Below are 24,948 nucleotides of genomic sequence, written 5' to 3'. Positions count from 1 at the left end.
AAAAACTATTTCTTTCTTTCAATAACGTAATTCACCATCAAGATTAAGGCATCTTTAAAATCTGAAGTAGGATAATTTTCTAGTAATAAAAGTGCTTCTTGTTGAAATTCGAGCATTTTATTTTCGGCATAAAGTAAACCGTCATTATTTTTTACAAAAGCAATAACTTCTTTAACACGCTTTTTGTCTTTGTTGTGGTTTTTAATCGAATTGATCAACCATGACTTTTCCTTAGAAGTACAGGTATTTAGAACATGAATTAATGGTAAAGTCATTTTTTGCTCCTTGATATCAATACCAGTTGGTTTCCCAATAGCATCATCAGTATAATCAAACAAATCATCTTTAATTTGGAACGCCATTCCGATTAGTTCCCCAAATTTGCGCATATTCTCTACTTGAATCTCATCCTCAATAACTGATTTTGCACCAAGAGCACAACAGGCTGCAATAAGTGTTGCTGTTTTTTTTCGTATGATTTCGTAATAAATGTCTTCTGTGATATCAAGCCTTCTCGCTTTTTCTATTTGCAGTAATTCACCTTCGCTCATTTCTCGAACAGCGATTGAAATTATTTTCAATAAATCAAAATCACCGTTGTCGATAGAAAGCAACAATCCTTTTGAAAGTAAGTAATCCCCAACAAGTACTGCGATTTTATTTTTCCAAAGTGCATTGATAGAGAAAAAACCACGGCGACGATTACTATCATCCACTACGTCATCATGAACCAAAGTTGCGGTATGAATTAGCTCTATAACACAGGCTCCGCGATAGGTTCTTTCGTTCACAGTTCCCGCAGAAACCATCTTAGCGGTTAGAAAAACGAACATGGGACGCATTTGTTTCCCTTTTCGATTCACTATATAATACGTGATTCTGTTCAACAAAGCCACTTGAGAGGTCATCGATTCGTAGAACTTTTTTTCAAAAAGTTCCATTTCTTTAAAGATGGGCTGTTTTATTTGAGAAGTGACATTCATTTAGAATTCAAAGTTACACCTTTTAACAAATATACATAGCCTTACTATTAATTTTAATCCAACCTGTGTTAAATAATTCACACCTTATAAAGAGTCAAAATCAGAGAATTTACACAGCTAACCTATTCTTAATTGTACTGAATACTTTGTTAAACTTAACTTAATCTAACCCGACAATCGGAATTTTAAGTTTGCCCAACAAAACAAAACAACAAAAAAATGAAGATTTCAAGAAAAAATTTACTCTTTCTTTTACTTTTATTCTGTGTGCATTTAGTGAATGCACAAACAAAATCAATATCAGGAAAAGTAACAGATTCGTCAGGTTTCCCACTTACCGGTACAACTATTTTAGTCAAAGGCACGAAAACTGCAACCATTGCAGACAGAAATGGTAATTACAACATTAAAACTGAAAAAGGAAAAACATTAGTATTCTCATTTATGGGCTTTACTTCTAAAGAAGTTTTAATTAACAATGAAGAAAACCAAAATATAGTACTTGATGACAATTCAGTATCTCTAGGAGAAGTTGTTGTAACTGCTCTTGGAATTAAAAGAGATAAACGTGCGTTAGGATATGCGTCACAAGAGTTAAAATCAGATGATATTAATAAAGTGAACTCAGCTAATTTTGTTTCAAATCTAACAGGTAAAATATCAGGGGTGCAAATTTCTGGCTCTGGTAATGGAATCGCGAGTTCGTCAAGAATTACAATTCGCGGGGACAAATCATTAAACATTAATAACAATGGTCCCTTATTTATTGTAGATGGAATTCCTATTAACAATAACGTCTATGGCGTGGGAGGCTCTTCAACAAGTCAAACTGATTTACCTACAGATTATGGAAATGGTGCGTCAGAAATTAATCAAGAAAATATTGAAAGTGTAAATGTACTAAAAGGGGCAGCAGCATCTGCTTTATATGGTTCTCGCGCGGCTAACGGTGTTATTGTAATTACAACTAAATCAGGCAAGAGAAGCAAAGGTTTAGGGGTTTCAATTTCCTCTTCTTTTATGACAAGCGAAGCATTAAGATTACCTGAAATTCAAGGTGTGTATGGCGCTGGTTCTAAACAAATTTACGACGCAGGTGCAGATACAAATTTAGGCCCTCGTTTTGACTCTGGCATTTCATTATTACAAAACGGAAGTTCAGGATATTCTGTAGGACAAGGGCAAGTATTACCCTTTGAATTTAGATACAACCTAAATGATTTTTTTAGAAAAGGAAGTTCTATTTCAAATTCAGTTTCTGTTTCTGGTTCTGATGAAAAAACGAATTTCAGATTGAGTTACGGAAAAACAACCAGCGAAGACATTGTTCCTAACTCTAATTTAAAAAGAGAAAACATCAGTTTGAATCTTAATTATAACATTTCAGATAAGTGGAAACTGGCTACTGTAGCTACATATACTAAAAGTTCCAGTGACAATACTCCGGTTACTGGCTACGGAAGCCAAGGTGTCATGTATAATTTACTTTGGAACCATACCAATGTTGACTTAGACTGGCTGAAAGATTATTGGATTGTGAAAGATGTTAAACAAAATAGCATGTTTGGCTGGGGAGATAATCCATTCAAGATTGCTTATGAGAACATCAATGCCTTTAAAAAAGGGCGCATTTTTGGAAATATATCGTCCACTTATCAAATCAGCAATGACTTTTCATTCATGGCGAGAATAGGTATGGATAATTCAAATGATTTTAGATGGTCACGCAGACCTATTGGATCGTCACGATACACACAAGGAATGTACCGCGAACAAACCATTGCATTTACAGAATACAATGCTGACATGTTGCTTTCTTATGATCATACTTTTGGCGATTTCTCCTTTAAAATTTCTTACGGAGCAAATAGCATGAATCAATACACGTCTGAAAGTAAAATTGAAGGACAAGGAATTAGTATTCCCGGCATCTACAATTTACAAAATATCAATGTGATGCCTATACAATCTCGAAACATTTACAAAAAGCGCATCAATAGTATGTATAGTCTAGCCAATATAGGATACAAAGATTATTTATATTTAGATGTTACGGCTAGAAACGACTGGTCATCCACATTGCCTACAAACAACAATTCGTATTTCTATCCATCGGCTTCTTTGAGTTTTATTCCAACTTCGGTTTTTGAAATGAATAAAAACATAGATTTCTTAAAACTAAGAGTAAACGCGGCTTCAGTAGGAAACGACACCGATCCTTATCGATTAGTTAAAACATACTCCAACGGTGCTCTGGCAGGAACTTTGACCAATCCTAGTTCCATTTTAAACAGTAATCTAAAACCTGAAATTGCAACATCATACGAAGCAGGAATTGAGGTGCAGTTTTTCAAGAAAAGAATTACTCTAGATATGAGTTATTATATTACCAACTCTAAAAACCAGATTGTAGGTTTGGATATTTCTCAAGCTACAGGTTTTAATTCGAATGTAATCAATGCAGGTAAAATTCAAAACAAAGGAATCGAAATAGGTTTAGGATTGACTCCTATTAGATCTAAAGATTTTGAATGGTCGCTTAACGCAAATTTTACTCAGAATCGTGGTACTGTAAAAGAACTAACTCCAGGGATTAATAATTATATCATTGCTCAAGGTCCGAACGGGGGAACAATTGAAGCACGTGTAGGAGAAAGAATGGGTGACATGTACGGTCGCGGTTACTTAAGGAGTCCCGACAACCAAATTGTGTATGACAATACAGGATCACCAATATTAGATACTAAAATTAAGAAAATAGGAAACTACAATCCAGACTGGATGTTAGGACTTTCAACTAATCTACGCTATAAAAACCTTAATCTTAATGCCTTATTTGATGTTAGACATGGCGGAAAAATCTATTCTATGACAAATGCCATCGGAATGGAAAGCGGAATACTTGCGGTTTCATTACCAGGAAGAGAAACAGGAATAATAGGCGAAGGTGTTGTAAAAAACACTGACGGATCTTACAGCCCAAACACTACTTCTATAAGCGCTGAAAACTGGTATTACTCTAATGCGTTTCGAAGAGACAACATCGAAGCCAATTCATTTGATGCTTCTTATGTAAAACTAAGAGAGGTAAGTTTGAATTATAGATTATCTACTAAATGGACTAAAGCGGTAAAAATGCAAAATGTAAGCATTGGTCTAGTGGGGAATAATCTGGCACTTTGGACGAAAGTCCCAAACATTGATCCAGAGACTCAAGCCATAAGTGGAGGAACTCTTTTACCAGGGTTTGAAGTCTTGCAACTGCCTTCTTCTAGAAACTACGGAATCAAATTAAACGCTTCATTCTAAAAAAAACATCATGAAAAAACTAATAATTCTATTACTCTTATGTGGTCTGAGTATTTCCTGCACCGACGGATTTGAAGAAATCAATACCAATAAAAACCAACCAACAGCGTCGCAACCCAAGCAATTGCTACCCAATATTATTTTTAACTTAGCCAATAGTAATGTCAATAATTCGTTCAACTTTGGAGATATTGTAGCCCAATACGGCGGTAACTATGAGTACAACGAATTGGATGTTTACAATTGGGGAGCCGATGATCGTTTTTGGGGAATGTACAAATGGCTTAATGATATTTATGATATTAAAAAGCAAGCAATCGCATTAAACGACAAAAACTACGAAGCAATCAGTCTTGTTCTTGAAACGTACACGATGAGTGTTATCACTGATTCTTACGGTGCTGCACCTTACCTTGAAGCCTCCAAAGGAGAAGAAGGAATTTTGAAGCCAAAATACGATTCACAAGAAGCTATTTACACACAATTATTATTAAATTTAGATAATGCCAATGCAATCATTGACACTAAAACAAAGGTAGAAGGCGACTTATTATTTGGTGGAGATATGTTGAAATGGAAAAAATTTGCCAATTCACTTCATCTAAGACTTTTGATGCGTATTTCTAATAAAGTAAATGTGAGTACTAAACTAAACGAAATCATTTCGAAGCCTGCTCAATATCCTTTATTTGCATCTAATGCTGATAATGCTACTTATTTTTACTCTGGAAGTTATCCTAATATTTCTCCGATGAGTGATGGAATCAACCGATTATATGGTTACAATATTGTTATTCCTACTACGAATTTGGTAAACACATTGATCGCAAATAACGACCCAAGACTAGATGAATGGATTGATCCAATTGTAGGAACTACAAATCAATTGGGACTTCAGCCCGGACTTACTTTAGACCAAATAGGAGAGCCAAAAAAATATTCAAGAAGAGCAGAAGATTATTTCTATACCAAAACAAAAATAACGGCAATATTCATGACGTATAGCGAACTGAATTTCTTGTTAGCAGAAGCAAGCCAGCGCAATCTTATTACAACTGGATCTGCTCAAGCGTATTACAATACTGCGGTAGAAGCTTCTTTTAAACAATGGAATGTGCTTATTCCTACAGATTACTTGACTACTACTGCTCCATATAACGCTACTACTGAAGTTTTATATACTCAAAAATGGTTAGCTTTATATCACACCGGAGTAGAATCATGGTTTGACTGGAAGAGAACTGGAAAACCTAGTTTTATTAAAGCGGGTTCTGGAGCAAAAAATAATGGTAAAGTGCCAAGACGCATTATGTATCCAAGCGTAGAACAGTCTGTAAATGCAGAAAACAATAATGATGCTTTACAAAAAATGGGTGGCGATGATATTAACGCAAAAGTATGGTGGGATAATTTTTAATTTTAAAAACAACAAACATGAAAAAAATATTTTTAATTCTGATTCTTTTTAGTGCTATTGTTACAAAAGCACAACAAGCTGAAAACATAATTATCATTACAACCGATGGTTTTAGATGGCAAGAGGCCTTCAAGGGAATGGATGAAACATTGGCTAGAGATAAAAAGTTTAATCAAAATGACAGCAGCTATATCTACAAAAAATACTGGGCTGAAAACATTAATGAACGCAGGGAAAAACTAATGCCTTTTATGTGGTCTGTATTAGCAAAAAAAGGACAAATTTATGGTAATAGAACCCTTGGAAACAAGGTTAATAATGCCAATCCATACTGGTTTAGCTATCCCGGTTACAATGAGATCATGACTGGTTACGCAGATACATTGATCAATTCTAATCATTATCCCGCTAATCCTAATGTTACTATTTTAGAATATTTAAACAAGCAGCCTAAAATAAAGGGAAGAGTAGCCGCTTTTGGCGCTTGGGATGCTTTTGACAATATTTTAAACGAAAAAAGAGCTGGTTTTCCTGTAATCTCAGCATTTAACAAAGTAGGTGGTAAAAATCCCACAGAGAAACAAAAATTAATTAATGCTATGCTAGCCGATTCTTTCAAACCTTTTCATGAAGAAGAATGTCTCGACGTATTTACGCATTATGGAGCTCTTGAAGAATTAAAAACAAATAAGCCACGGGTTTTATATATTTCCTATGGGGAAACAGATGAATGGGCGCATGCTGGTTTTTACCGTTCTTATTTAGACGCCGCTCATCAAGTAGATGCGTGGATAAGAGAAATTTGGAATTTTGTTCAAAATGACCCACAATACAAAGACAAAACGGCTTTAGTTTTCACTACTGATCATGGTCGTGGTGATAAAGTAAAAGCAGAATGGACGAGTCATGGAAATAAGTTTGAAGGATCTTCTGAAATATGGTTTGCAGCTATGGGACCAAAAATTGAAGCTAAAGGAGAAATAAAAACAGAATCTCAATTGTACCAAAATCAATTTGCACAAACCATTGCTAAAATTCTTGGACATACCTTTGAAGCGGAACACCCAATCGCAAAAGAGATTATAGGAGTAGTGCAATAAAAAAACACTTATGAAAAAAAAGGGTTTGACTGATCAGTCAAACCCTTTTTTATTCCGATTCCCATACTATATTTGATAAAACTAAGCTTGCTTATTTGCTAATTGTCCGCAGGCAGCGTCAATATCTTTTCCTCTACTTCTACGCACTTTTACCACAATTCCGCTTGCTTCTAATGCTTTTATATAAGCATTTGTCGCTTCCTCCGAGGCTTGCTGGAATTCGCCGTCATCAATAGGATTATATTCTATCAGGTTTACTTTGCAAGGGACATATTTGCAAAATTTCACTAAGGCATCAATAGACTCTTTGTTGTCATTGATATCTTTCCAAACAACATATTCATAGGAAATTTTGCTTTTGGTTTTTCTGTACCAATATTCCAATGATTCGCGTAAGTCTGCTAAAGGGAAATTTTTGCTGAAAGGCATAATTTTAGAACGAATCTCATCAATCGCAGAATGAAGCGATACCGCTAACTTGACTTTCACATCATCATCAGCTAATTTTTTTATCATTTTTGGCACTCCTGATGTCGAAACCATAATTCGCTTTGGAGACATTCCTAAACCTTCTGATGAAGTAATCATCTCGATTGCTTTCATCATATTATTGTAATTCATGAGCGGTTCTCCCATTCCCATAAAAACAATATTTGACAAAGGGTGATTGAAATACAAACGACTCTCTTTATCTATAGCCAATACCTGATCGTAGATCTCACCTGGCTCTAAATTTCTCATTCTTTTTAATCGTGCTGTAGCACAAAAATTACAATCTAAACTACAACCCACCTGGCTAGAAACACAGGCAGTTGTTCTTGTATTAGTAGGAATCAAAACCGATTCTACCACTAACCCATCATGCAAACGAACTGCATTTTTAATGGTTCCATCGTCAGAACGTTGAATTGTATCAACTTTAATGTGATTGATGACGAAGTTACTTTCTAACATGGCTCGTGTTTCCTTAGAAATATTAGTCATATCCTCAAAACTGTGAGCGCCCTTGCTCCACAACCATTCGTATACTTGATTCCCGCGAAAAGCTTTGTCCCCATGGGTAACAAAAAATTCACGTAATAATTCTTTCGATACGGCTCGTATGTCTTTTTTCTCAATTTGCATGCTGCAAATTTAATGACTATTTCTTGATTTGTTGTTTTGATAATTTAATAACTTCGTTCATCTTCGAAAAAAACTCAAAAAACACACTTCATTTTCCAAGAATTGAAGCATTAAAATTATAAAAAAAAGAAACAGAGGACTAGACACAATACAGCAAGCTATTGTATTTTTTTGTAAATTTGTGTACAAATGCAATAAACATGGGACTTCTAGAATTAAAAGAAAAAATAAAACTTCAATTAGATTTAGCAGACGAACGAGTACTTCGTATTGTATCATCTGTTTTTGATAATTATTTAAATGAAGACCCGTCTGAAAATTTAATGACGCCACAAGAGAGAAAAGCGATAGACGAAGCACTTAATCAAGTGGAAAATAAACAAACTACGTCTCACGATTTTGTGATGGAAGAAACAAAGAAGAGGTATTCAAAATACTTTAAAGATGAAAATTGAATGGACTTTTGTATCCAAAGACGATTATTGGAAAAAATATTGAATATTTAGAAAATCGTTGGTCAGAAAAAGAAGTTTTAAATTTTATCAATGAAGTCGATTACTCGCTAGCGTTGCTAATAAAAAGGAATGTAACTTTTCCTACTTGCGATTACAGGAATGTTTATAAAATGGTAATTACAAAACAAATTACGATTTATTATTCCGTCAAAAACGAAACCATATACCTATTGCGATTTTGGAATAATTACCAAGATTTAAATAATTTTAATTTTAAATAATGCACTTCATTTCCCAAGAATTAGAAGATTATATTGAGCAACACTCTGAAAAAGAGCCTGAATTATTAGCAGCGCTAAACAAGGAAACCTATCAGAAAATTTTACTGCCTCGCATGTTAAGCGGGCATTTTCAAGGACGCGTTTTGAGTATGCTGGCCAAATTGATTCGTCCGTTGAATATTCTCGAAATCGGAACGTATACTGGCTATTCTGCTTTGTGTTTATGTGAAGGAATGCAGGAAAACGGCACACTTCATACCATTGATATTAAAGAAGAGTTAATTGATTTCCAGAGAAAGCATTTTGACAAGTCTCCTTGGGGAAAACAAATTGTTCAGCATCTAGGAGAAGCAGTGGATATTATCCCTAAATTGGAAGTCAAATTCGATTTGGTTTTTATTGACGCCGATAAGGAAAACTACATTAATTATTTCAACATCATTTTGCCAAAAATGAACAAAGGAGGAATTATCCTTTCGGACAATGTTTTGTGGAGCGGAAAAGTTTTAGAACCAATTCATCCAAATGATATAAGCACTAAAATACTGGTAGAATACAACGCATTATTAAAAAATGACCTTAGGGTAGAAACTGTTTTGCTGCCTATTAGAGATGGCTTAACGGTAAGTAGAGTATTGTAGCTTTTAATTTTTAGCCCAGATGGAAATAAAAATCCTTATGGATGAAAATGAATTTTTTCTAAACAAAAAAGAGCGACCAACGGAAGCTCCTTTATTGTTATTGAAAAAACCATTTTTCAGTCATAAGATTGAAATGAACAGCTGGAATTGCTCCTGAAAATTAAAGCGGAAAATATCTTTTTTGGACTGCTTGATATATTTTAAAGACTGAATACCCTGAAAATATCCCGAATAAATACCCACAAAAAATATCTATTGGATAATGCAAGCCCAAATAAATCCTACTATAAGCGAAGACTAGTGGCCATAAAAATAGTAAGTAGCCGTATTTGTAATGACGGTATATAACACTATAAATAAATGTGGCAACTGCCATACTATTTGCAGCGTGACCTGAGAAAAAGCTAAAAGAAGTACGAATTTGTACTACTCGTATTATGGTATTAATTTCAGGGTTACTGCAGGGACGCAGTCTTTGAAATCCATTTTTAAACAAGTTAGTTACCTGGTCCGTGAATGTAATTAAAACGGCTAGAGCCAAGATAAAATACAGGGTTTGCTTGGTTCCCAATTTTTTATAAATAAAGTATAAAAGCACGAGAAAAAAGGGAGTCCAGTAGAGCTGTTGGGTAATTATTAGCCAAAGACCATCATACCTTTCTGAACCTAAACTATTCAAGTAGATGAGTAATTCAGTATCCAGAGTCAGAATTTTATCGAGCATTATTTACTGCGTTTTACAGGTCCAGTAATCTCTTCTATATCTTCCTTAACTTTAGTAGCCTGAGTAATGGAATCACCCATAAGGTCATTCTTAACTTTATCAATCTGGGTATTAAAGTTACCCGTCATATCTGACAAGGATTTTGCATCAAGACCATTAGCCTCAACCCCTTTTTGAATTTCACTTTTTATGTCGTTAGTCGCATGTTTTAATTGCGCCATCGCTTTACCCATAGTTCGAGCCATTTCTGGTACCTTATCCGAACCAAAAAGCATTAGTACTATAAACAATATAAAAACTAACTCTCCTCCTCCTATACCAAACATAATTATTAATTTTAATTGCTGCAAAGATACCAAATTTAGAATCGGTGTCTTTTAAATTTTTCATAAAAAAAAAGACTCAAAATTGAGTCTTTTTTTTTAAGCTTATTACTTAGTCAAATTTACTTTTCACTTCTGCTTTTGGCCAAGTATTATTAGTCACATCAATATCTGCTGTTTCTAATTTAGGGTCAATTTGAATTTTTTTGATTGCTTTCTCAGTAGCGTATACCTTTTTAGCACTCTCGTTATTTTTTCTCCAAATTTGAGCTGGATATTTGAAATTCTCAATTGTACCATCCTCATATGTGATTTCAACTAGTATAGGCATAATCATTCCGCCTGGTTTATTGAACTCTACTTCATAGAAGTATTTTGGAGATTTAAGACTTCCTTTTTCTTCAGCTGTAAGTGTACCTACATAATCTGAAAGCAATTTTACATCCTCTATTTTCAGTGCTTTCTTTTGATTTGATTTTAACTCTGCATTGTTCTCTGCCACTAAATAAACGAATGGCCCTTTATCTAAACCAAAACGACCTTTTCTTACCTTGGCGTCTTTTAATTCTTTTGTAGCCGTTTCAGAAACATAATATTGTTTCACTTCTTTAATACCAATATCTACAAAGTCAGTGGAGTAAAACCAGCCTCTAAAGAACCAGTCCAGATCAACAGCAGACGCGTCTTCCATTGTTCTAAAGAAGTCTTCTGGAGTAGGATGTTTAAATTTCCAACGGTTTGCATATACTTTAAAAGCATAATCAAACAATTCTCTCCCCATTATCGTTTCTCTAAGAATATTTAATCCTGTAGCAGGTTTTCCGTATGCATTATTACCAAACTGTATGATAGTCTCTGAATTTGACATGATAGGTTCCAAGAAATTTTGGTCCCCACTCATATACGGTACAATATTTTTTGCAGGACCACGTCTTGAAGGAAAATTAGTCCCCAACTCATCTTCTGCCATGAATTCCATAAAAGAGTTTAAGCCTTCATCCATCCATGTCCATTGACGCTCATCAGAATTCACAATCATTGGGAAAAAGTTATGTCCTACTTCATGAATCACAACACCCATCATCCCATTTTTAATTTGCTCGCTCGTCACTCCATTTTCATCAGGACGACCAAAATTCCAACAAATCATAGGGTATTCCATTCCTTGGTCTTCGGCAGAAACTGAAACTGCTTTTGGATAAGGATAATCAAAGGTATGCGAAGAATAACTTCTTAATGTGTGCGCTACTGTTACTGTTGATGTTTCTCCCCAAAGCGGATTTGCTTCTTTAGGATAAATTGAAACAGCCATCGTAGTTTTAGTACTTAATTGAACAGCCATTGCGTCAAGAATGAATTTTCTAGAAGTCGCTATACCAAAATCCCTAACGTTTTTAGCGCTGAACTTCCATGTTTTTTTCTTGTCAGAAAACCCTTTTTCAGCTGCTTCTGCTTCTGCCTGAGTAACAATTAAAACAGGTTTATCGAATGTTTTTTGAGCTAACTCATATCTTTTTACTTGAGCAGGTGTAAACACTTCACTTCTGTTCATCAATTCTCCTGTTGCCTCCATAACGTGATCTGCAGGAACAGTTATGTTAACATCAAAATTTCCAAAAGGAACAGCGAATTCGCCACTTCCCCAAAATTGCATGTTTTGCCAACCTTCAACATCATTATAAACTGCCATTCTTGGATAGAATTGAGCAATTACATAAATCTTGTTTCCTTCTTTTTCGAATAATTCATATCCAGAACGACCACCTTCTTTTTGGTAGTTATTGATGTTATACCACCATTTAACTGAAAATGAAATTGAAGTACCCGGTTTCAATGGAGAAGCCAAATCAATTCTCATCATCGTATGATTGATAGTATAAGTCATTGGAGCGCCTTTGACATCTTTAACATACTCAATATTAAACCCACGGTCTAAATCTTTCTTTAAAAATTTATCAGCAAAACCAGAAGCCGGGAAAGTTTGTGTAATTCTCTCGCTTTCAGCTAGAGGAGATTCAGAATCTTTAGCCGCTTGATTTTGATCCAATTGTACCCATAAATAATCTAGATTATCTGGTGAATTGTTATAGTAAGTAACCGTTTCAGAACCACTTAATTTAGCGTTTTTATCATCTAACTCGATGTCGATTTTATAATCTGCTTGTTGTTGATAATAAGCTGGACCGGGAGCACCTGCAGCGTTACGAAACATATTAGGCGTTGCCAATAAATCGTACATCTGGCTGAACTTGTTCGTATCGTACTTACCTGATTGCTTTGGAGTTACCGTTGTTGCTTTTTCTTGAGCAAATAACATTGCTGGAAGAATAAAAAATAATGTGATTTTTTTCATGGATAGAATTCGAATTATTTAAGTGCGTGAAAATACTGTTTTTTAGCAAATAACAGTTATTTTATCAGAATTTTAACATTCGTTTAGTCGAAGAAACAGTAAAAAGAAAACTCTGTTTCGTCCCCAAAATAGTGAAGTGAGCAATGTTTTGCTGCTCTGAATCCCAATCTACCAAAACAGAATTATAAACTTCTAAGGTTTTTAATTTAGAAACATCTTTTATACTTGAATAACAAATAAGAACATCCCCTTCTAACTCTTTACTCAAAAAATTACTAGGCCTAGATTGTCCGTTGACTTTTATTGTAAAGTGCTCTGATAAATATTTTTTAAGTAAAACCACATCTTCAGGAGATTCTTTATCAGTACCTAAATAAAGTTTCTTATTGTATTTTTTTTCTAAAGCTTTATTCAAGTCATCTACAAAAATTCTTGAGGTAATTTGTAGCATTTCCTTTTCAGGCGCATAATTAATTTGATACACCGCTACATAAAATTTATGAAATCCAAAAGAAGTTAAGCTCAGGAAGAAAACTCCGAAAAAGAGATATAATATTGTTTTTTTCATATTGCAAAAATAGCAATTCTTTTGTACTCTTAGTTTACCGTAGTAAGAAAATCAAGAAGTTGAAATGAAATCCCCTTACTAAAAGTAAAATCTTCTTTGGAAGCATACACAAAAAAGGACATCCTCTACTATCTATCTAAAAGGTGGTGATTTTTTTGTATTCTTTATTTTTTGTGATAAGAAAATCCATAAGTTGAAATTCCTCACTAGGCTGCATTAACATTCTTGATTTTGGATCGTTCTCACAAAAAACAAGAAAGAGTTTAATCTCATCATCTTTTAAACTCAACGTATTAGCAAAAAAAGAATAATTAACTTTTTTCAAAACAAGCTCTGAGAAGCTTGTATCTTTATAAAAATCGATTTTTTCAGGATTGTTTCTTCGCAGTATTTTTACAACATCTTTGTATATCCTAACAAAGTCCGTCCCGTACTCAATACTTCCATCTCGTGGCATCGCTGTGTTTTTTAGCGCAGACTTCTCATCGCCAAAATACATCAAATCGACATATTTTTGAGAGCCTCCAGCAACTGGATTAAGTTCTTTTTTGGCTGCGATTAACACTTCCTTCAATTCATTTGTAAACACTTCAAGTGTTACAACAAATTGAGGGGTAATAAAATCTTTTTCAGACAGCACAATTTTTTTAGATTTAAATGTCAAACTAGAAAAAACTAAAGTATCATTCACTTTAGCCATAACAGTAAAAAAACCGTATTGATTGACAACTGCACCCGTTTTTGAATTAGCATCAAAAACAATTACATTTTCAACTGGCGCCAAATCATTCCTAACCTGACCTTTAAACGCTTGTCTAGATTCTATTTGGCCAAAGCATAGTTGACAAAACAACGATAATAGTAATATTTTAATTTTCATTTGCTATAGTTTTATTGTATTTCTTGGCTAAGGTAATAATCAGAAACTGAGACAATGTTTTGTTTCTTGAATTTAAAGACGCAACTAAATCGCTGTCTTCAACACAATAATATTGAAATCCTCGAACATACTCATGAGGAATATTTAATGTTTCCGTATAATATTCAGGTAAAAAAAGGTAGTCTAACCTCATTAACATTTGTTCTTTATACTCTACTGCAATTTCTTTTTTAAGCATGGCTTTTCGTCCTGAAATCGAATTCAAAAGTCCGTCGATACCTCCACCGGAGGTCGCAGTATAAAACTTCCTTTCGGCAGCTGTGTATTTCTTTTGACCAAAAGGAATAATCCCTAAATTCTCTGCACTTATCTGAGTATTTTCATCAATAACAACCTCCTTTAATTCAATACTTTCAGCAGTCATTTGAATTGAAACAACATCAGCCGACAAATCGTTTTTATCAACTCGTTTACGTAAAGTTACGAGATTTACCGCAGAAAAAACTAAAACATCCCCTTCTTTTGCAAAAAGAAAAAATAATCCATCTTTATCAGAAGCTGTCGACCGCTCTGTCGTTAAGTTTACAATATTCACCCCTTCAACAGAAACTGAATCAAAACTTATTTTTCCATGAATTCTTTTAGAATCCACACCTTGCCCCGAAACAACTTGAACAAGTAAAATTACAAAGAAGATAAAAATACTATTCGTTTTCACAAGCAATGATTTCGTTATATTTTATAGCCAATTCCCCTAATAAGAATTCAGTTGTGACTTTGTTTTGTGATTCTAAAATTACGGTGAACTTTTCATTATCAACAGCATAATATTCAAATCCTTTAACATAGTCTGCGGGGATTTTCAGCTTATCTACAAAATGACTCCTGTCAAACATGGCGTCCAGTTGCCTCAGGTAAAATTCCTTCTTCTCTATTTTAAGTTCTTTTTTAAGCACGGCTGTTCTACCAGTCAGGAAATTAATCAAAGGATCTGCAGAAATAGATCCGCCTGCCATTCCGCCTGCACTAGCAGAAGCATTCAATCCAGTTGCTGTTTTTAATTTTCTTTCCGCAGGCGTATACGCTTTTTGGTTCGCCGGAATAATTCCTAAAGAAACTGCATTAATGTTATCGTAGCGTCGAATTACAATCTCATCCAACTGGTTCATGATTGGTTCCATTTTTACAAAAAAAAGTCCTTTTCCAAAATCTCCCGATGTCAAAACAATTCGCCTACTTTTATATTGTACTGCCGAAAACAGCAAAGTATCCCCAGTTACCCCATCTATTACAAAGTAACCTTCGTCATCTGTAATCACCGCTTTTTCAGTGGTTAAATTTATTACATATATCCCATCGACATTAAAGCCATCTGCATTTATTTTCCCTTTTAGTTCAGTAGAAACAGATTCCTGTGCCAAAGCTACAGTAGTAAAAAGCATTATAAAAAAAATTCTAAACCCAACCATCGCACTTATTTATATCGCCAAATTATTGTCAAGCCGTAAATGTATCCTAATCCCTTCCAAATTAATTACTAAGGACTTGATAAAAAAAAGTTAATAAAAAACGAAAAAGACAAAAATAAGAAACCCGATTTTATACCTTTAGCCGGAATAAAACAATCCAAAAAATGAAAAATATTATTATTGCAAGCACATCTACCCTACACGGAAGTGACTACTTAGAATACCTATTACCCGAGTTAAAAATCCATTTTAAACATTGTACAACGGTACTTTTTATTCCATACGCAAGACCTAGTGGCATTTCGCATGAAGAATACACTGCAAAGGCCGCTTCGGCTTTCGCCAAAATAAATATAGCAGTAAAAGGAATCCATGAATTTGATGATGCCGTATTCGCCGTTGAAAACGCGGAAGGGATTTTTACAGGCGGAGGAAATACTTTTGTATTAGTATCACAACTTTACAAAACCAACATTATGATTGCTCTTGCAGAAGCGGTAAAAAAAGGAACTCCTTATTTAGGGACAAGTGCAGGAAGCGTTATTTGCGGGCTAAGTATGCAAACTACTAATGACATGCCTATTGTTTATCCGCCAAGTTTTAAAACCTTAGGACTAATTCCTTTCGACCTTAATGCACATTATTTAGACCCAGACTTACAATCAAAGCATATGGGCGAAACCCGTGATACCAGAATAAAAGAATTTCATGCCTATAACAGCATTCCTGTTCTAGGATTACGAGAAGGAAGTTGGCTAAAAGTAGATGGTGATAAAATAATAGTAAAAGGAGCGCTATCCGCAAGACTTTTTATACAAAATCAGATGCCTGAAGAACTTCAAACTGGAACTGATATCAGTTATGTCAAATAAAAAAGCCGAAACAATTAAGTTTCGGCTTTAAAGAGCGAAAGACGAGGCTCGAACTCGCGACAACCAGCTTGGAAGGCTGGAGCTCTACCAACTGAGCTACTTTCGCATTAACAGGGTGCAAATATACAAACTAATTCGAACCAACGCAAGTTTTATTTAAAAAAAATTAAAAACCTTTATTTTGCGAAATCAAGAATGATCAAAGTACCATTTTCAACCCTCTTCGAAATGTATAAAAACAACTCTTTTGTACCAATAAAAAAGCCGAAACAATTAAGTTTCGGCTTTGAAGAGCGAAAGACGAGGCTCGAACTCGCGACAACCAGCTTGGAAGGCTGGAGCTCTACCAACTGAGCTACTTTCGCATTACTGTGGTGCAAATATAAATAATAAGTTGGCTTTGAAACAAGTTTTTTGATGAAAATTTCACAAAAAAAATACAGTTTAATTATAACCGTTTTAAAATTAAATTGTTAGACCTTTTATTATTTTTTCAATACCGTTCGTTTTTTCAAAAAAGCAACATTCACAGCGGTCTTTTTCATAAATTAAGCTGTCGTCTTACTCAGTAAACTCATTATTAATTATCCATTTGATGCTGATGATTAAAAAAAACTTCCCTTTTTACTTATTTTTAAAGAAAATACTAAGACACCTACTTCTGCTCTATACTAAACCCAACCCACAGTTTAAAGAAAACAGTCAAACTTAAATACCAGAAATAACCACTTTCGAAAAAAACCTTCGAAATAGAAAACACATCGATCTGTTGATAAAGACGCCCAAGGAAAGTACAGAAAATTATTATGCCTAACAAATCTCACATAAAAAAAAGACGGCGTTTGTAGTTTTACAAACGCCGTCTTTTTTATGTCTATTGACTAAATATTATGAAACTAACTTAGAAGCTATTTTATAGCTATTTGAAGGATAGTAAATAAACAAACAAGACTTATCTTTAATCGTTTGTATTATCTCACTCGATAGATTCATTGGAAGTGCGGGACAACCCAAGCTTCTTCCTAGTCGTTTATTGTTTTGTATAAAAGAATTAGAAACATAATCTGCTCCATGAATAACAACTGCTCTTTCTCTAGCATTGCTGTTAATACCTTGTTCTAAACCATCTAATCTAAGTGATTTTCCATGTTTCCCACTGTATATTTCACCAGTGGCATAAAATCCTAAACTACTTTTGAACGATTGAGCTGAATTTGAAAAACTAGTAGCAAATTCATCTCCAGTATTTCTACCGTGAGCAACTAAAGAATTATATAAAATTGTATTCGTAGTAAGATCAATAACCCAAAGTCTTTTAGAGTTAGATGACATACTAAAATCGATCAGGGTCAGTATATTTTTATTAACTAATCCTTTTTCTTTTAATAAGTAGAAACCCTTTAAGGCTTCTGTAAAACTTTCTAATTTAGGTAGTGCAAATTGATTTGAATGAAGGCTATTATAAACAACTTCTTCATTACTTTCAGAAGTGGTTTTTATCACCTTAGCAACTTCTATTTTTTTCTCGCTAGTATCAGAAAAAAACAAATTACTTGTAGAAACAGAAACAATCATTAAAAACAGGGCTGGGAATATTTTATAAATCATTGATTTTAATTGTGTTAAATGATAGATTAAGGATTACAAAAGTATTAAAATTAATTGAAACAGACAACCAAAGTCTATTTTTAAGGAATCTTTAACCATTATTAATCAAATACATGATGCTTAAAAATATATCACAGAACTTGATAGTTATGTTAATTTTACTACTTTTGTTTTAACCAAATCACAATTCATGCCAAAGTTCTATTGTTATATTTTACTTTTTTCCGTTTTATTTAGCCTAGATACTTATTGTCAGAAAAAGACTCTTTTTGCAAAATCCACTACTGAAACCATTATTATTGACGGCAAAGCCAATGAACAAGCATGGATTACAAATGCTAACATCGCCAATGACTTCATCATGTTTGAGCCTGACAACGGTAAACCTATCAATGAAAACAAGAAGACAGAAGTAAAAGTTTTATACGACAATGAAGCGATTTACATTTCGGCCATTTTATATGACAATGAACCTGACAAAATTCAAAAAGAAATAACGAATCGTGATGTATTTGGTGTATCTGATCACTTTTCTGTTTCCATAAACGGATTTAACGATGGTCAGCAAGATTTTAGATTTTTTGTCAGTGCAGCTAATGTTCAAATGGATTGTTTAGCTACAGAAGCGAGCGAAGATTTTTCCTGGGATGCAATCTGGGAAAGCAAAGCCACTATAACCAGTTTCGGATGGGCAGTTGAAATGAAAATTCCTTATGCTGCCTTACGATTTACCAATGCACCAAAACAAACTTGGGGATTGAACTTTATGCGCGAAATAAAACGTGACGTACAAAAATATACATGGAATCATGTCAACACTAAAATTGGCGCTGTGATTACTCAAGCAGGGAAACTCGAAGGCATAGAAAACATTAAACCTCCCGTACGACTTTTCTTTATCCCTTATATATCCGCTTATTATCAAGAAGATGATTATACAGCCGACAGAACTTTAAAAGGAGGACTTGATATCAAATATGGTATTAACGACTCTTTTACGCTAGATGCTATTTTAATACCTGATTTTGGGCAAACTAAATTTGATAATGCCATATTAAACCTCGAACCATTCGAACAAAGACTGGATGAAAACAGACCGTTTTTCACTGAGGGAACTAATTTATTCAACATTGGTAACATCTTTTATTCCCGAAGAATTGGTGGAGCACCAAGCAGCTACCCTAATGTAGCAGCAGATGAAGAAGTGACTAACTATGCTAGCTCTGTAGATTTAATTAATGCCGTAAAAGTATCAGGTAGAACAGAGAAAGGTTTAGGTATTGGTTTCCTTAATGCTATAACTGAAAAAACATATGCAACAATAGAAAATACCGTTACTGAAGAAAGACGCAAAGAAGTCATAGAACCACTAACTAACTATAATGTTTTAGTATTAGACCAACGTTTCAATCAAAATTCGTCTGTGTCATTTGTTAATACCAATACAACCAGAAACGGAAGCTTTAGAGACGCAAATGTTTCTGCCTTATTGTTTGACTTAAGCACCAAAGCAAATTCCTATAATCTATATGGTGATTTCAAATACAGTGCTATCAACACCACCGAAGACTATGATGGATTTAAATCATCTATAAATTTCGCCAAAACAAGCGGAAAATATCGGTATTCTTTTTCAGGAAGGTATACCTCAAAAAGCTATGACAACAATGACTTAGGAATCAATTTTTATACTAATTTCTATAATCTGTATAGCAACCTAAGTTACAGAATAGTAAATCCTACAAAAAATTTCAACACTTTTAAATTTCAAAATGAATTTAGTGTGCTATACGACAATACTACCGGCAAACTTCAGGAGGGATATTATAAACCTACAATTAAAGCTACTTCAAAGCGCAATCATTATTATGAGTTTGGTTTAGACATAAAACCATTTGAAGCATATGATTTTTATGAGCCTAGAGTTGATGGACGTTATTTACAATTACCAAGAAGTATAGGCGAGTATCTAGGTGTAGAATTCAATCGCAACAATGCTTTTACCTTTGACTTTACTCAAAGTATCACAAAATACGACCAAGAAGGACGAATTAATTACGGAATTGCAATTGGCCCGAAGTACAGAGTTAACGACAAGTTTTCAATCTATCTTGTGGCTGATTATTTGCACAAAACAAATGATTTGGGTTGGGTAGGTTTTGAAAATTCTAATATCATAATTGGTAAAAGAAACAGAGAAATATTGCAAAATGACCTGACCGGTAAGTATGCCATCAACAATAAGATGACTCTTAATCTTACAGCTCGTTATTACTGGTCTTATTCAGATAATAAAGCTTTTTTTACTTTACAAGACAATGGTGAATTATCCCAAAACAGCACTTATATATTAAATAGAAATAGAAATTTCAACTCTTGGAATCTAGACTTCTCTTACTCATGGTGGTTTGCACCCGGAAGCGAATTATCTATCTTATACCGCAACTATGCTCAAGAAGGCAGCAGTAATGTAGAAAAAAGATTAAACACAAATCTTAAAAATGTGTTTGAAAGTAATATGACTAATATACTGTCTGTAAGCGTTCGTTATTTCATTGACTACAATGTCATTAAGCATAAATTTTAAAATTTATACAATTAAAGTGTAACAATCTGTTTTGAAACTTGTCTATTATCTAAAGTCTTTTTTTAGTTCTGTATTTTATAACATGCTAAACCTATAAAAAATGGCTTTCGATTGCTTTAGTTTCATCTACAGAAATTTTTATGAAAAACCTTTTTTTGATCTTGTTCTTTTTAGCATACACTTTTGGCTACAGCCAAAAAAAAGTTTTACAAACTAAGTTCACGTCAGAGACTATAACTATTGACGGAAAATTAGATGAACCCATTTGGGAATCCGTTTCTATAGCGACAGATTTTGTTATGTTTCAACCTGATAATGGCAAACCAATTCCAGAAAACAAAAGAACTGAAGTAAAAGTTCTATATGACAATGACGCAGTCTATGCCGCAGCTATGTTGTATGATAATGAACCTAGTAAAATTCTAAAAGAAATTTCACAAAGAGATGATTTTGGAGCCTCAGACGTTTTTGGCGTTTTCATAAATGGATTTAATGATGGCCAACAAGATTTTCAATTTTTTGTCAATGCTGCTGATGGACAAGGTGATTGCATCACAACAGATTCTAATGGCGAAGATTATTCCTGGGATGCTGTTTGGAAAAGCAAAGCCGTCATTACTGATTTCGGTTGGATTGTAGAGATGCGAATTCCCTACGCAGCGTTACGTTTTTCGAGTGAAAAAAAGCAAACTTGGGGCTTGAATTTTTTTAGAGAAATTAGAAGAGACCGACAAAAATATACCTGGAATTTTATTGATTCAAAGATTGGAACTTTCACCCAACAAACAGGAACTCTTGAAGGAATTGAAAACATAAAAACCCCTACGAGATTATTCCTTTTACCGTACTCCTCTTTTTATGTAAATGCTAATGGCCATCAAAAAACAATAGGAACCCTTAAAGGCGGGATGGATATAAAATACGGAATCAATGATGCATTTACGTTGGATGCTATTTTGATTCCTGATTTCGGACAAACAAAATTTGATGACCAGATACTAAATTTAGGGCCATTCGAACAGCAATTTAATGAAAATAGATCGTTTTTTACTGAAGGTACCGACCTGTTCAGCAAAGGGAACTTACTATACTCCCGAAGAATTGGCGGCAGACCCAATAGCAACCCAACAGTTGCAGAAAACGAGACGGTTATTGAAAATCCTTCCAGCGTAGATCTAATCAATGCATTAAAAGTATCTGGAAGAACAAAAGGTGGCCTAGGAATAGGTATTCTAAACGCGGTGACAAAGAGGACATTTGTAACAATAGAAAATAAAGACACGAAAGAAACAAGAAGAGAAGAAGTTGAACCTCTGGCAAATTATAATGTACTTGTTTTAGACCAGCGCTTTCGCAAAAATTCATCAGTTTCATTTATCAACACAAATGTTACTAGAAACGGAAGTTTTCGTGATGGAAATGTATCTGCTTTAGTTTGGGATTTAAACACCATTAAGAATACTTACAACCTTTCCGGAAACTTTAAATACAGTTATGTAAATGACATTGCTGATAAAAAAGGAGTGTACACTTCTCTAAATTTTGGAGAAACTAGCGGCCAGTACCGTTACAGTGTCGGAGGTGATTTAGTTACAAAAGATTTCGATAATAACGACCTAGGAATCAACTTTGAAACAAACTACTATAGTCTTTACGGTAATGCAAATTATAGAATTTTAAATCCGACAAAATTTTTTAATAGCTTTAGAATAAACTATAATCTCTACACCCAGTTTCATAAAGAAACAGGGAAAATTCAAGGGAATAATATTAATATAAATGTAAATCTTGACACCAAAAAAAATCACTACGTAGGTTTTGGTATTAATATAGCTCCCGTTGAATCGTATGATTTTTACGAAGCAAGAGCAGAGAATAGATATGTAATTCTGCCTGAAAACTATGGTGCCTGGCTGTATATCTCTACAAATTACAATAATAAATTTGCATTTGATTTCAATCCAAGCTATTCTATTTTTAATGAAACAAATAGGAGGACTTATGAATTAACAGTAGGCCCCAGATATCGTTTTAACGATAAGTTTTCCCTCAACTATAGCTTTGACTTCTCAAGAAGAAACAACAATAGAGGCTATGTTGACAGCGTAGATGAAGATTTAAATACATCAACTCCAGAGACTATTATTTTTGCCAACAGGAATGTCATTACTTATGCAAATAGTATTTCTGGAAAATACTCCATAAGCAGTAAAATGAATTTTAATGTGGCTGTACGCCAATATTGGTCCTATGCGGAGAATAAGAATTTCTTATCTCTAAAACAAGACGGTCGACTAACTGATTATGAAAATTACAACACCAATAAAGATTCTAGTTTTTACTCCTGGAACTTCGACCTTTCGTATTCTTGGTGGTTTGCTCCGGGGAGCCAAGTTTCTGTTTTGTATAGAAATAATGCAGCAGATTTTGACAGAACAATCAATAAAGACTTTGGAAAAAATGTTACAAATTTATTGAACAATGAAGCCTTGAATCACACGTTTTCAATAAGTGTGAAATATTTCATTGATTATAATAGCATAAAAAGCAAAATCTAAGGTGCGTTAATTTTAAAAAAAGAGCCGTTCCATAACAAAATTAACATTATTCGGGTACGTTCTTTCCTGAATGCATAATAGTGATTTTGTTCGCTACGAAGATTTTAGAAATACTTTATCTTTGTTTAAAATAAATTATAATGAACAAAAAAGTAATACTTATGATATTAGATGGTTGGGGAAAATCTCCTGACCCTAAAGTATCTGCAATCGACAACGCAAATATTCCGTTTATAAATAGTCTTTATAAAAATTACCCAAGCGCCCAACTTCGAACCGACGGTTTAAACGTGGGTTTGCCAGAAGGACAAATGGGAAATAGTGAAGTAGGACATATGAACCTTGGTGCAGGACGAATAGTTTATCAAGATTTAGCCAAAATAAACCTCGCTGTCGCCAATAAAACTTTAGCCAAAGAGCAAGTACTTAAAGATGCCTTTCAATACGCTAAAGACAATCATAAAAAAGTACATTTTTTAGGATTGGTTTCAGATGGAGGAGTTCATTCTCATACCTCCCATTTAAGAGGTCTGATTGATGCAACCCAAGATTATGGATTGAAGGAAGTTTTTGTACACGCCTTCACTGATGGTCGTGATGTTGATCCAAAATCAGGAAAAAAATACATTCAAGATCTTGAAAATTATATAGCAAACACTTCTGTAAAAATAGCTTCCATAATTGGTAGATATTATGCCATGGATCGTGATAAGCGTTGGGAAAGAGTGAAATTGGCCTACGATTTATTGGTAAACGGACAAGGAACACATTCACATAATTCTGTAGCAAGTATCGAAGAAAGTTATGCTAACAACGTAACAGATGAGTTCATCCATCCTATTGTAATGACTGATGCAGCTGACAAACCACTGGCTACTATTGAAGAAGATGATGTTGTTATTTTCTTTAACTTTAGAACAGACAGAGGTAGAGAATTGACAGAAGCGCTTTCTCAGCAAGACTTCCACGAAGAGAACATGCACAAATTAAATTTGTATTATGTAACTCTAACTAATTATGATGAATCATATAACAATGTAAAAGTTGTTTACAACAAGGACAACATTACAGAAACCTTAGGAGAAGTTTTAGAAAAAGCAAACAAGACTCAAATTAGAATTGCCGAAACAGAGAAATATCCTCATGTTACTTTTTTCTTTTCAGGTGGTAGAGAAATTCCATTTAGAGGTGAAAAAAGAATATTGAAAAATTCTCCAAAAGTGGCTACTTACGATTTACAGCCGGAGATGAGCGCATTTGAATTAACTGATGCCTTAGTTCCAGAACTAGAAAAAGGAGATGTCGATTTTGTATGCCTTAATTTTGCCAATGGCGATATGGTAGGTCATACCGGAATTATGGATGCCGCTATAAAGGCATGCGAGGCAGTTGACAAATGTGTCGAAAAAGTAATTACAGCGGCATTAGCTAATGATTATACCACGATTGTAATTGCAGATCATGGAAATTGCGAAACAATGATTAATCCTGATGGAAGTCCAAATACGGCGCATACTACTAACCCTGTCCCTATTATTTTAGTAGACAAAGAATTGAAAGAAATTCACAATGGGGTTCTAGGTGATATTGCTCCAACTATTTTAGAATTAATGGGAATCGAAAAACCCGCGGTTATGACGCAGCATTCTTTGCTTTAGAATAACTACATAACAACCTCATTTTAAAGGCTATTCG

19 protein-coding genes and 2 tRNA genes are annotated in these 24,948 nt (G+C 34.1%); 9 read left to right on the top strand and 12 right to left on the bottom strand.

The features are described 5' to 3' along the window. Nucleotides 1-5: 5 nt before the first annotated feature. Nucleotides 6-983 (bottom strand): polyprenyl synthetase family protein, encoded by a 978-nt coding sequence (locus BLV35_RS01615; protein WP_091083802.1) that lies wholly within the window; start codon nucleotides 981-983, stop codon nucleotides 6-8. A gap of 219 nt (nucleotides 984-1,202) precedes the next feature. Between BLV35_RS01615 and BLV35_RS01610 the strand changes: the two genes are divergently transcribed. The 3 genes from BLV35_RS01610 to BLV35_RS01600 are packed head-to-tail and all read left to right on the top strand — an operon-like array spanning nucleotide 1,203 to nucleotide 6,809. After that, nucleotides 1,203-4,292: a SusC/RagA family TonB-linked outer membrane protein gene (locus BLV35_RS01610; RefSeq protein ID WP_091083799.1), complete on the top strand. Its 3,090-nt coding sequence runs from the start codon at nucleotides 1,203-1,205 to the stop codon at nucleotides 4,290-4,292. Nucleotides 4,293-4,302: 10 nt separating this feature from the next. Then, a complete protein-coding gene (locus BLV35_RS01605; RefSeq protein WP_091083795.1) occupies nucleotides 4,303-5,709 on the top strand; it encodes a SusD/RagB family nutrient-binding outer membrane lipoprotein in 1,407 nt (468 codons plus the stop codon). A gap of 17 nt (nucleotides 5,710-5,726) precedes the next feature. After that, a complete protein-coding gene (locus tag BLV35_RS01600; RefSeq protein WP_091083792.1) occupies nucleotides 5,727-6,809 on the top strand; it encodes an alkaline phosphatase family protein in 1,083 nt (360 codons plus the stop codon). A gap of 81 nt (nucleotides 6,810-6,890) precedes the next feature. On the opposite strand, the gene rlmN is transcribed toward BLV35_RS01600, so the two are convergent. After that, entirely contained in the window at nucleotides 6,891-7,934 is a 1,044-nt protein-coding gene (gene rlmN / locus BLV35_RS01595) for a dual-specificity RNA methyltransferase RlmN (protein WP_091083789.1), read from the bottom strand. A 200-nt stretch (nucleotides 7,935-8,134) separates the two neighbouring features. Between rlmN and BLV35_RS01590 the strand changes: the two genes are divergently transcribed. After that, a complete protein-coding gene (locus BLV35_RS01590; protein WP_091083785.1) occupies nucleotides 8,135-8,389 on the top strand; it encodes a hypothetical protein in 255 nt (84 codons plus the stop codon). A 280-nt stretch (nucleotides 8,390-8,669) separates the two neighbouring features. Further along, complete coding sequence (locus BLV35_RS01580) at nucleotides 8,670-9,311, top strand: O-methyltransferase (protein WP_091083779.1); 642 nt, start codon at nucleotides 8,670-8,672, stop codon at nucleotides 9,309-9,311. Nucleotides 9,312-9,471: 160 nt separating this feature from the next. Here BLV35_RS01580 and BLV35_RS01575 read toward each other — a convergent pair whose 3' ends face one another. The 7 genes from BLV35_RS01575 to BLV35_RS01545 form a co-directional block, all read right to left on the bottom strand. Continuing rightward, the gene (locus BLV35_RS01575) at nucleotides 9,472-10,035 is read right to left on the bottom strand and encodes a phosphatase PAP2 family protein (RefSeq protein WP_091083775.1); all 564 of its coding nucleotides are present in this window, start codon (nucleotides 10,033-10,035) and stop codon (nucleotides 9,472-9,474) included. Beyond that, entirely contained in the window at nucleotides 10,035-10,361 is a 327-nt protein-coding gene (locus BLV35_RS01570; RefSeq protein ID WP_074721582.1) for a Sec-independent protein translocase subunit TatA/TatB, read from the bottom strand. The genes BLV35_RS01575 and BLV35_RS01570 overlap by 1 nt, the downstream gene beginning before the upstream one ends. Before the next feature lie 109 nt (nucleotides 10,362-10,470). Further along, entirely contained in the window at nucleotides 10,471-12,711 is a 2,241-nt protein-coding gene (locus tag BLV35_RS01565; RefSeq protein WP_091083772.1) for a M1 family metallopeptidase, read from the bottom strand. Nucleotides 12,712-12,775: 64 nt separating this feature from the next. After that, nucleotides 12,776-13,279 carry a DUF6702 family protein gene (locus tag BLV35_RS01560; protein WP_091083768.1) on the bottom strand — a complete coding sequence of 168 codons (504 nt, stop codon included), beginning with the start codon at nucleotides 13,277-13,279 and terminating at the stop codon, nucleotides 12,776-12,778. Between the two features lie 136 nt (nucleotides 13,280-13,415). Continuing rightward, entirely contained in the window at nucleotides 13,416-14,159 is a 744-nt protein-coding gene (locus tag BLV35_RS01555; RefSeq protein ID WP_091083765.1) for a BamP family beta-barrel-assembly machinery protein, read from the bottom strand. Further along, the gene (locus tag BLV35_RS01550; protein ID WP_091083761.1) at nucleotides 14,149-14,877 is read right to left on the bottom strand and encodes a peptidase associated/transthyretin-like domain-containing protein; all 729 of its coding nucleotides are present in this window, start codon (nucleotides 14,875-14,877) and stop codon (nucleotides 14,149-14,151) included. The genes BLV35_RS01555 and BLV35_RS01550 overlap by 11 nt, the downstream gene beginning before the upstream one ends. Further along, nucleotides 14,864-15,601, bottom strand: coding sequence for a peptidase associated/transthyretin-like domain-containing protein (locus BLV35_RS01545; protein WP_245711995.1), 738 nt, complete (start codon nucleotides 15,599-15,601; stop codon nucleotides 14,864-14,866). The genes BLV35_RS01550 and BLV35_RS01545 overlap by 14 nt, the downstream gene beginning before the upstream one ends. Nucleotides 15,602-15,792: 191 nt before the next feature. Here BLV35_RS01545 and pepE point away from each other — a divergent pair, with 191 nt between their 5' ends. Next, complete coding sequence (gene pepE / locus BLV35_RS01540) at nucleotides 15,793-16,500, top strand: dipeptidase PepE (protein ID WP_091083754.1); 708 nt, start codon at nucleotides 15,793-15,795, stop codon at nucleotides 16,498-16,500. Nucleotides 16,501-16,533: 33 nt separating this feature from the next. Here the strand turns inward: pepE and BLV35_RS01535 are convergent. The 3 genes from BLV35_RS01535 to BLV35_RS01525 all read right to left on the bottom strand — a co-directional run bounded on the left by BLV35_RS01535 (nucleotide 16,534) and on the right by BLV35_RS01525 (nucleotide 18,108). Continuing rightward, a tRNA-Gly gene (locus BLV35_RS01535) sits at nucleotides 16,534-16,606 on the bottom strand. A 186-nt stretch (nucleotides 16,607-16,792) separates the two neighbouring features. Continuing rightward, a tRNA-Gly gene (locus BLV35_RS01530) sits at nucleotides 16,793-16,865 on the bottom strand. Between the two features lie 523 nt (nucleotides 16,866-17,388). Next, nucleotides 17,389-18,108 carry a murein L,D-transpeptidase catalytic domain family protein gene (locus tag BLV35_RS01525; RefSeq protein ID WP_091083751.1) on the bottom strand — a complete coding sequence of 240 codons (720 nt, stop codon included), beginning with the start codon at nucleotides 18,106-18,108 and terminating at the stop codon, nucleotides 17,389-17,391. 190 nt (nucleotides 18,109-18,298) lie between these two features. Here BLV35_RS01525 and BLV35_RS01520 point away from each other — a divergent pair, with 190 nt between their 5' ends. The 3 genes from BLV35_RS01520 to gpmI all read left to right on the top strand — a co-directional run bounded on the left by BLV35_RS01520 (nucleotide 18,299) and on the right by gpmI (nucleotide 24,911). After that, nucleotides 18,299-20,695: a DUF5916 domain-containing protein gene (locus tag BLV35_RS01520; RefSeq protein WP_091083748.1), complete on the top strand. Its 2,397-nt coding sequence runs from the start codon at nucleotides 18,299-18,301 to the stop codon at nucleotides 20,693-20,695. A 140-nt stretch (nucleotides 20,696-20,835) separates the two neighbouring features. After that, the gene (locus BLV35_RS01515; protein WP_091083745.1) at nucleotides 20,836-23,253 is read left to right on the top strand and encodes a DUF5916 domain-containing protein; all 2,418 of its coding nucleotides are present in this window, start codon (nucleotides 20,836-20,838) and stop codon (nucleotides 23,251-23,253) included. Between the two features lie 140 nt (nucleotides 23,254-23,393). Next, a complete protein-coding gene (gpmI, locus tag BLV35_RS01510) occupies nucleotides 23,394-24,911 on the top strand; it encodes a 2,3-bisphosphoglycerate-independent phosphoglycerate mutase (protein WP_091083741.1) in 1,518 nt (505 codons plus the stop codon). The last annotated feature ends 37 nt before the right edge of the window (nucleotides 24,912-24,948 follow it).

Source organism: Flavobacterium gillisiae, assembly GCF_900107635.1.
GTDB classification, from domain to species: domain Bacteria; phylum Bacteroidota; class Bacteroidia; order Flavobacteriales; family Flavobacteriaceae; genus Flavobacterium; species Flavobacterium gillisiae.
This window is presented reverse-complemented; position numbering and strand designations above follow the sequence as displayed.

Coding starts and splice junctions, on each gene's coding strand:
- BLV35_RS01615 (WP_091083802.1), bottom strand. CDS start 983: ATGAATGTCACTTCTCAAATAAAACAGCCCATCTTTAAAGAAATGGAA.
- BLV35_RS01610 (WP_091083799.1), top strand. CDS start 1,203: ATGAAGATTTCAAGAAAAAATTTACTCTTTCTTTTACTTTTATTCTGT.
- BLV35_RS01605 (WP_091083795.1), top strand. CDS start 4,303: ATGAAAAAACTAATAATTCTATTACTCTTATGTGGTCTGAGTATTTCC.
- BLV35_RS01600 (WP_091083792.1), top strand. CDS start 5,727: ATGAAAAAAATATTTTTAATTCTGATTCTTTTTAGTGCTATTGTTACA.
- rlmN (WP_091083789.1), bottom strand. CDS start 7,934: ATGCAAATTGAGAAAAAAGACATACGAGCCGTATCGAAAGAATTATTA.
- BLV35_RS01590 (WP_091083785.1), top strand. CDS start 8,135: ATGGGACTTCTAGAATTAAAAGAAAAAATAAAACTTCAATTAGATTTA.
- BLV35_RS01580 (WP_091083779.1), top strand. CDS start 8,670: ATGCACTTCATTTCCCAAGAATTAGAAGATTATATTGAGCAACACTCT.
- BLV35_RS01575 (WP_091083775.1), bottom strand. CDS start 10,035: ATGCTCGATAAAATTCTGACTCTGGATACTGAATTACTCATCTACTTG.
- BLV35_RS01570 (WP_074721582.1), bottom strand. CDS start 10,361: ATGTTTGGTATAGGAGGAGGAGAGTTAGTTTTTATATTGTTTATAGTA.
- BLV35_RS01565 (WP_091083772.1), bottom strand. CDS start 12,711: ATGAAAAAAATCACATTATTTTTTATTCTTCCAGCAATGTTATTTGCT.
- BLV35_RS01560 (WP_091083768.1), bottom strand. CDS start 13,279: ATGAAAAAAACAATATTATATCTCTTTTTCGGAGTTTTCTTCCTGAGC.
- BLV35_RS01555 (WP_091083765.1), bottom strand. CDS start 14,159: ATGAAAATTAAAATATTACTATTATCGTTGTTTTGTCAACTATGCTTT.
- BLV35_RS01545 (WP_245711995.1), bottom strand. CDS start 15,601: ATGCTTTTTACTACTGTAGCTTTGGCACAGGAATCTGTTTCTACTGAA.
- pepE (WP_091083754.1), top strand. CDS start 15,793: ATGAAAAATATTATTATTGCAAGCACATCTACCCTACACGGAAGTGAC.
- BLV35_RS01525 (WP_091083751.1), bottom strand. CDS start 18,108: ATGATTTATAAAATATTCCCAGCCCTGTTTTTAATGATTGTTTCTGTT.
- BLV35_RS01520 (WP_091083748.1), top strand. CDS start 18,299: ATGCCAAAGTTCTATTGTTATATTTTACTTTTTTCCGTTTTATTTAGC.
- BLV35_RS01515 (WP_091083745.1), top strand. CDS start 20,836: ATGAAAAACCTTTTTTTGATCTTGTTCTTTTTAGCATACACTTTTGGC.
- gpmI (WP_091083741.1), top strand. CDS start 23,394: ATGAACAAAAAAGTAATACTTATGATATTAGATGGTTGGGGAAAATCT.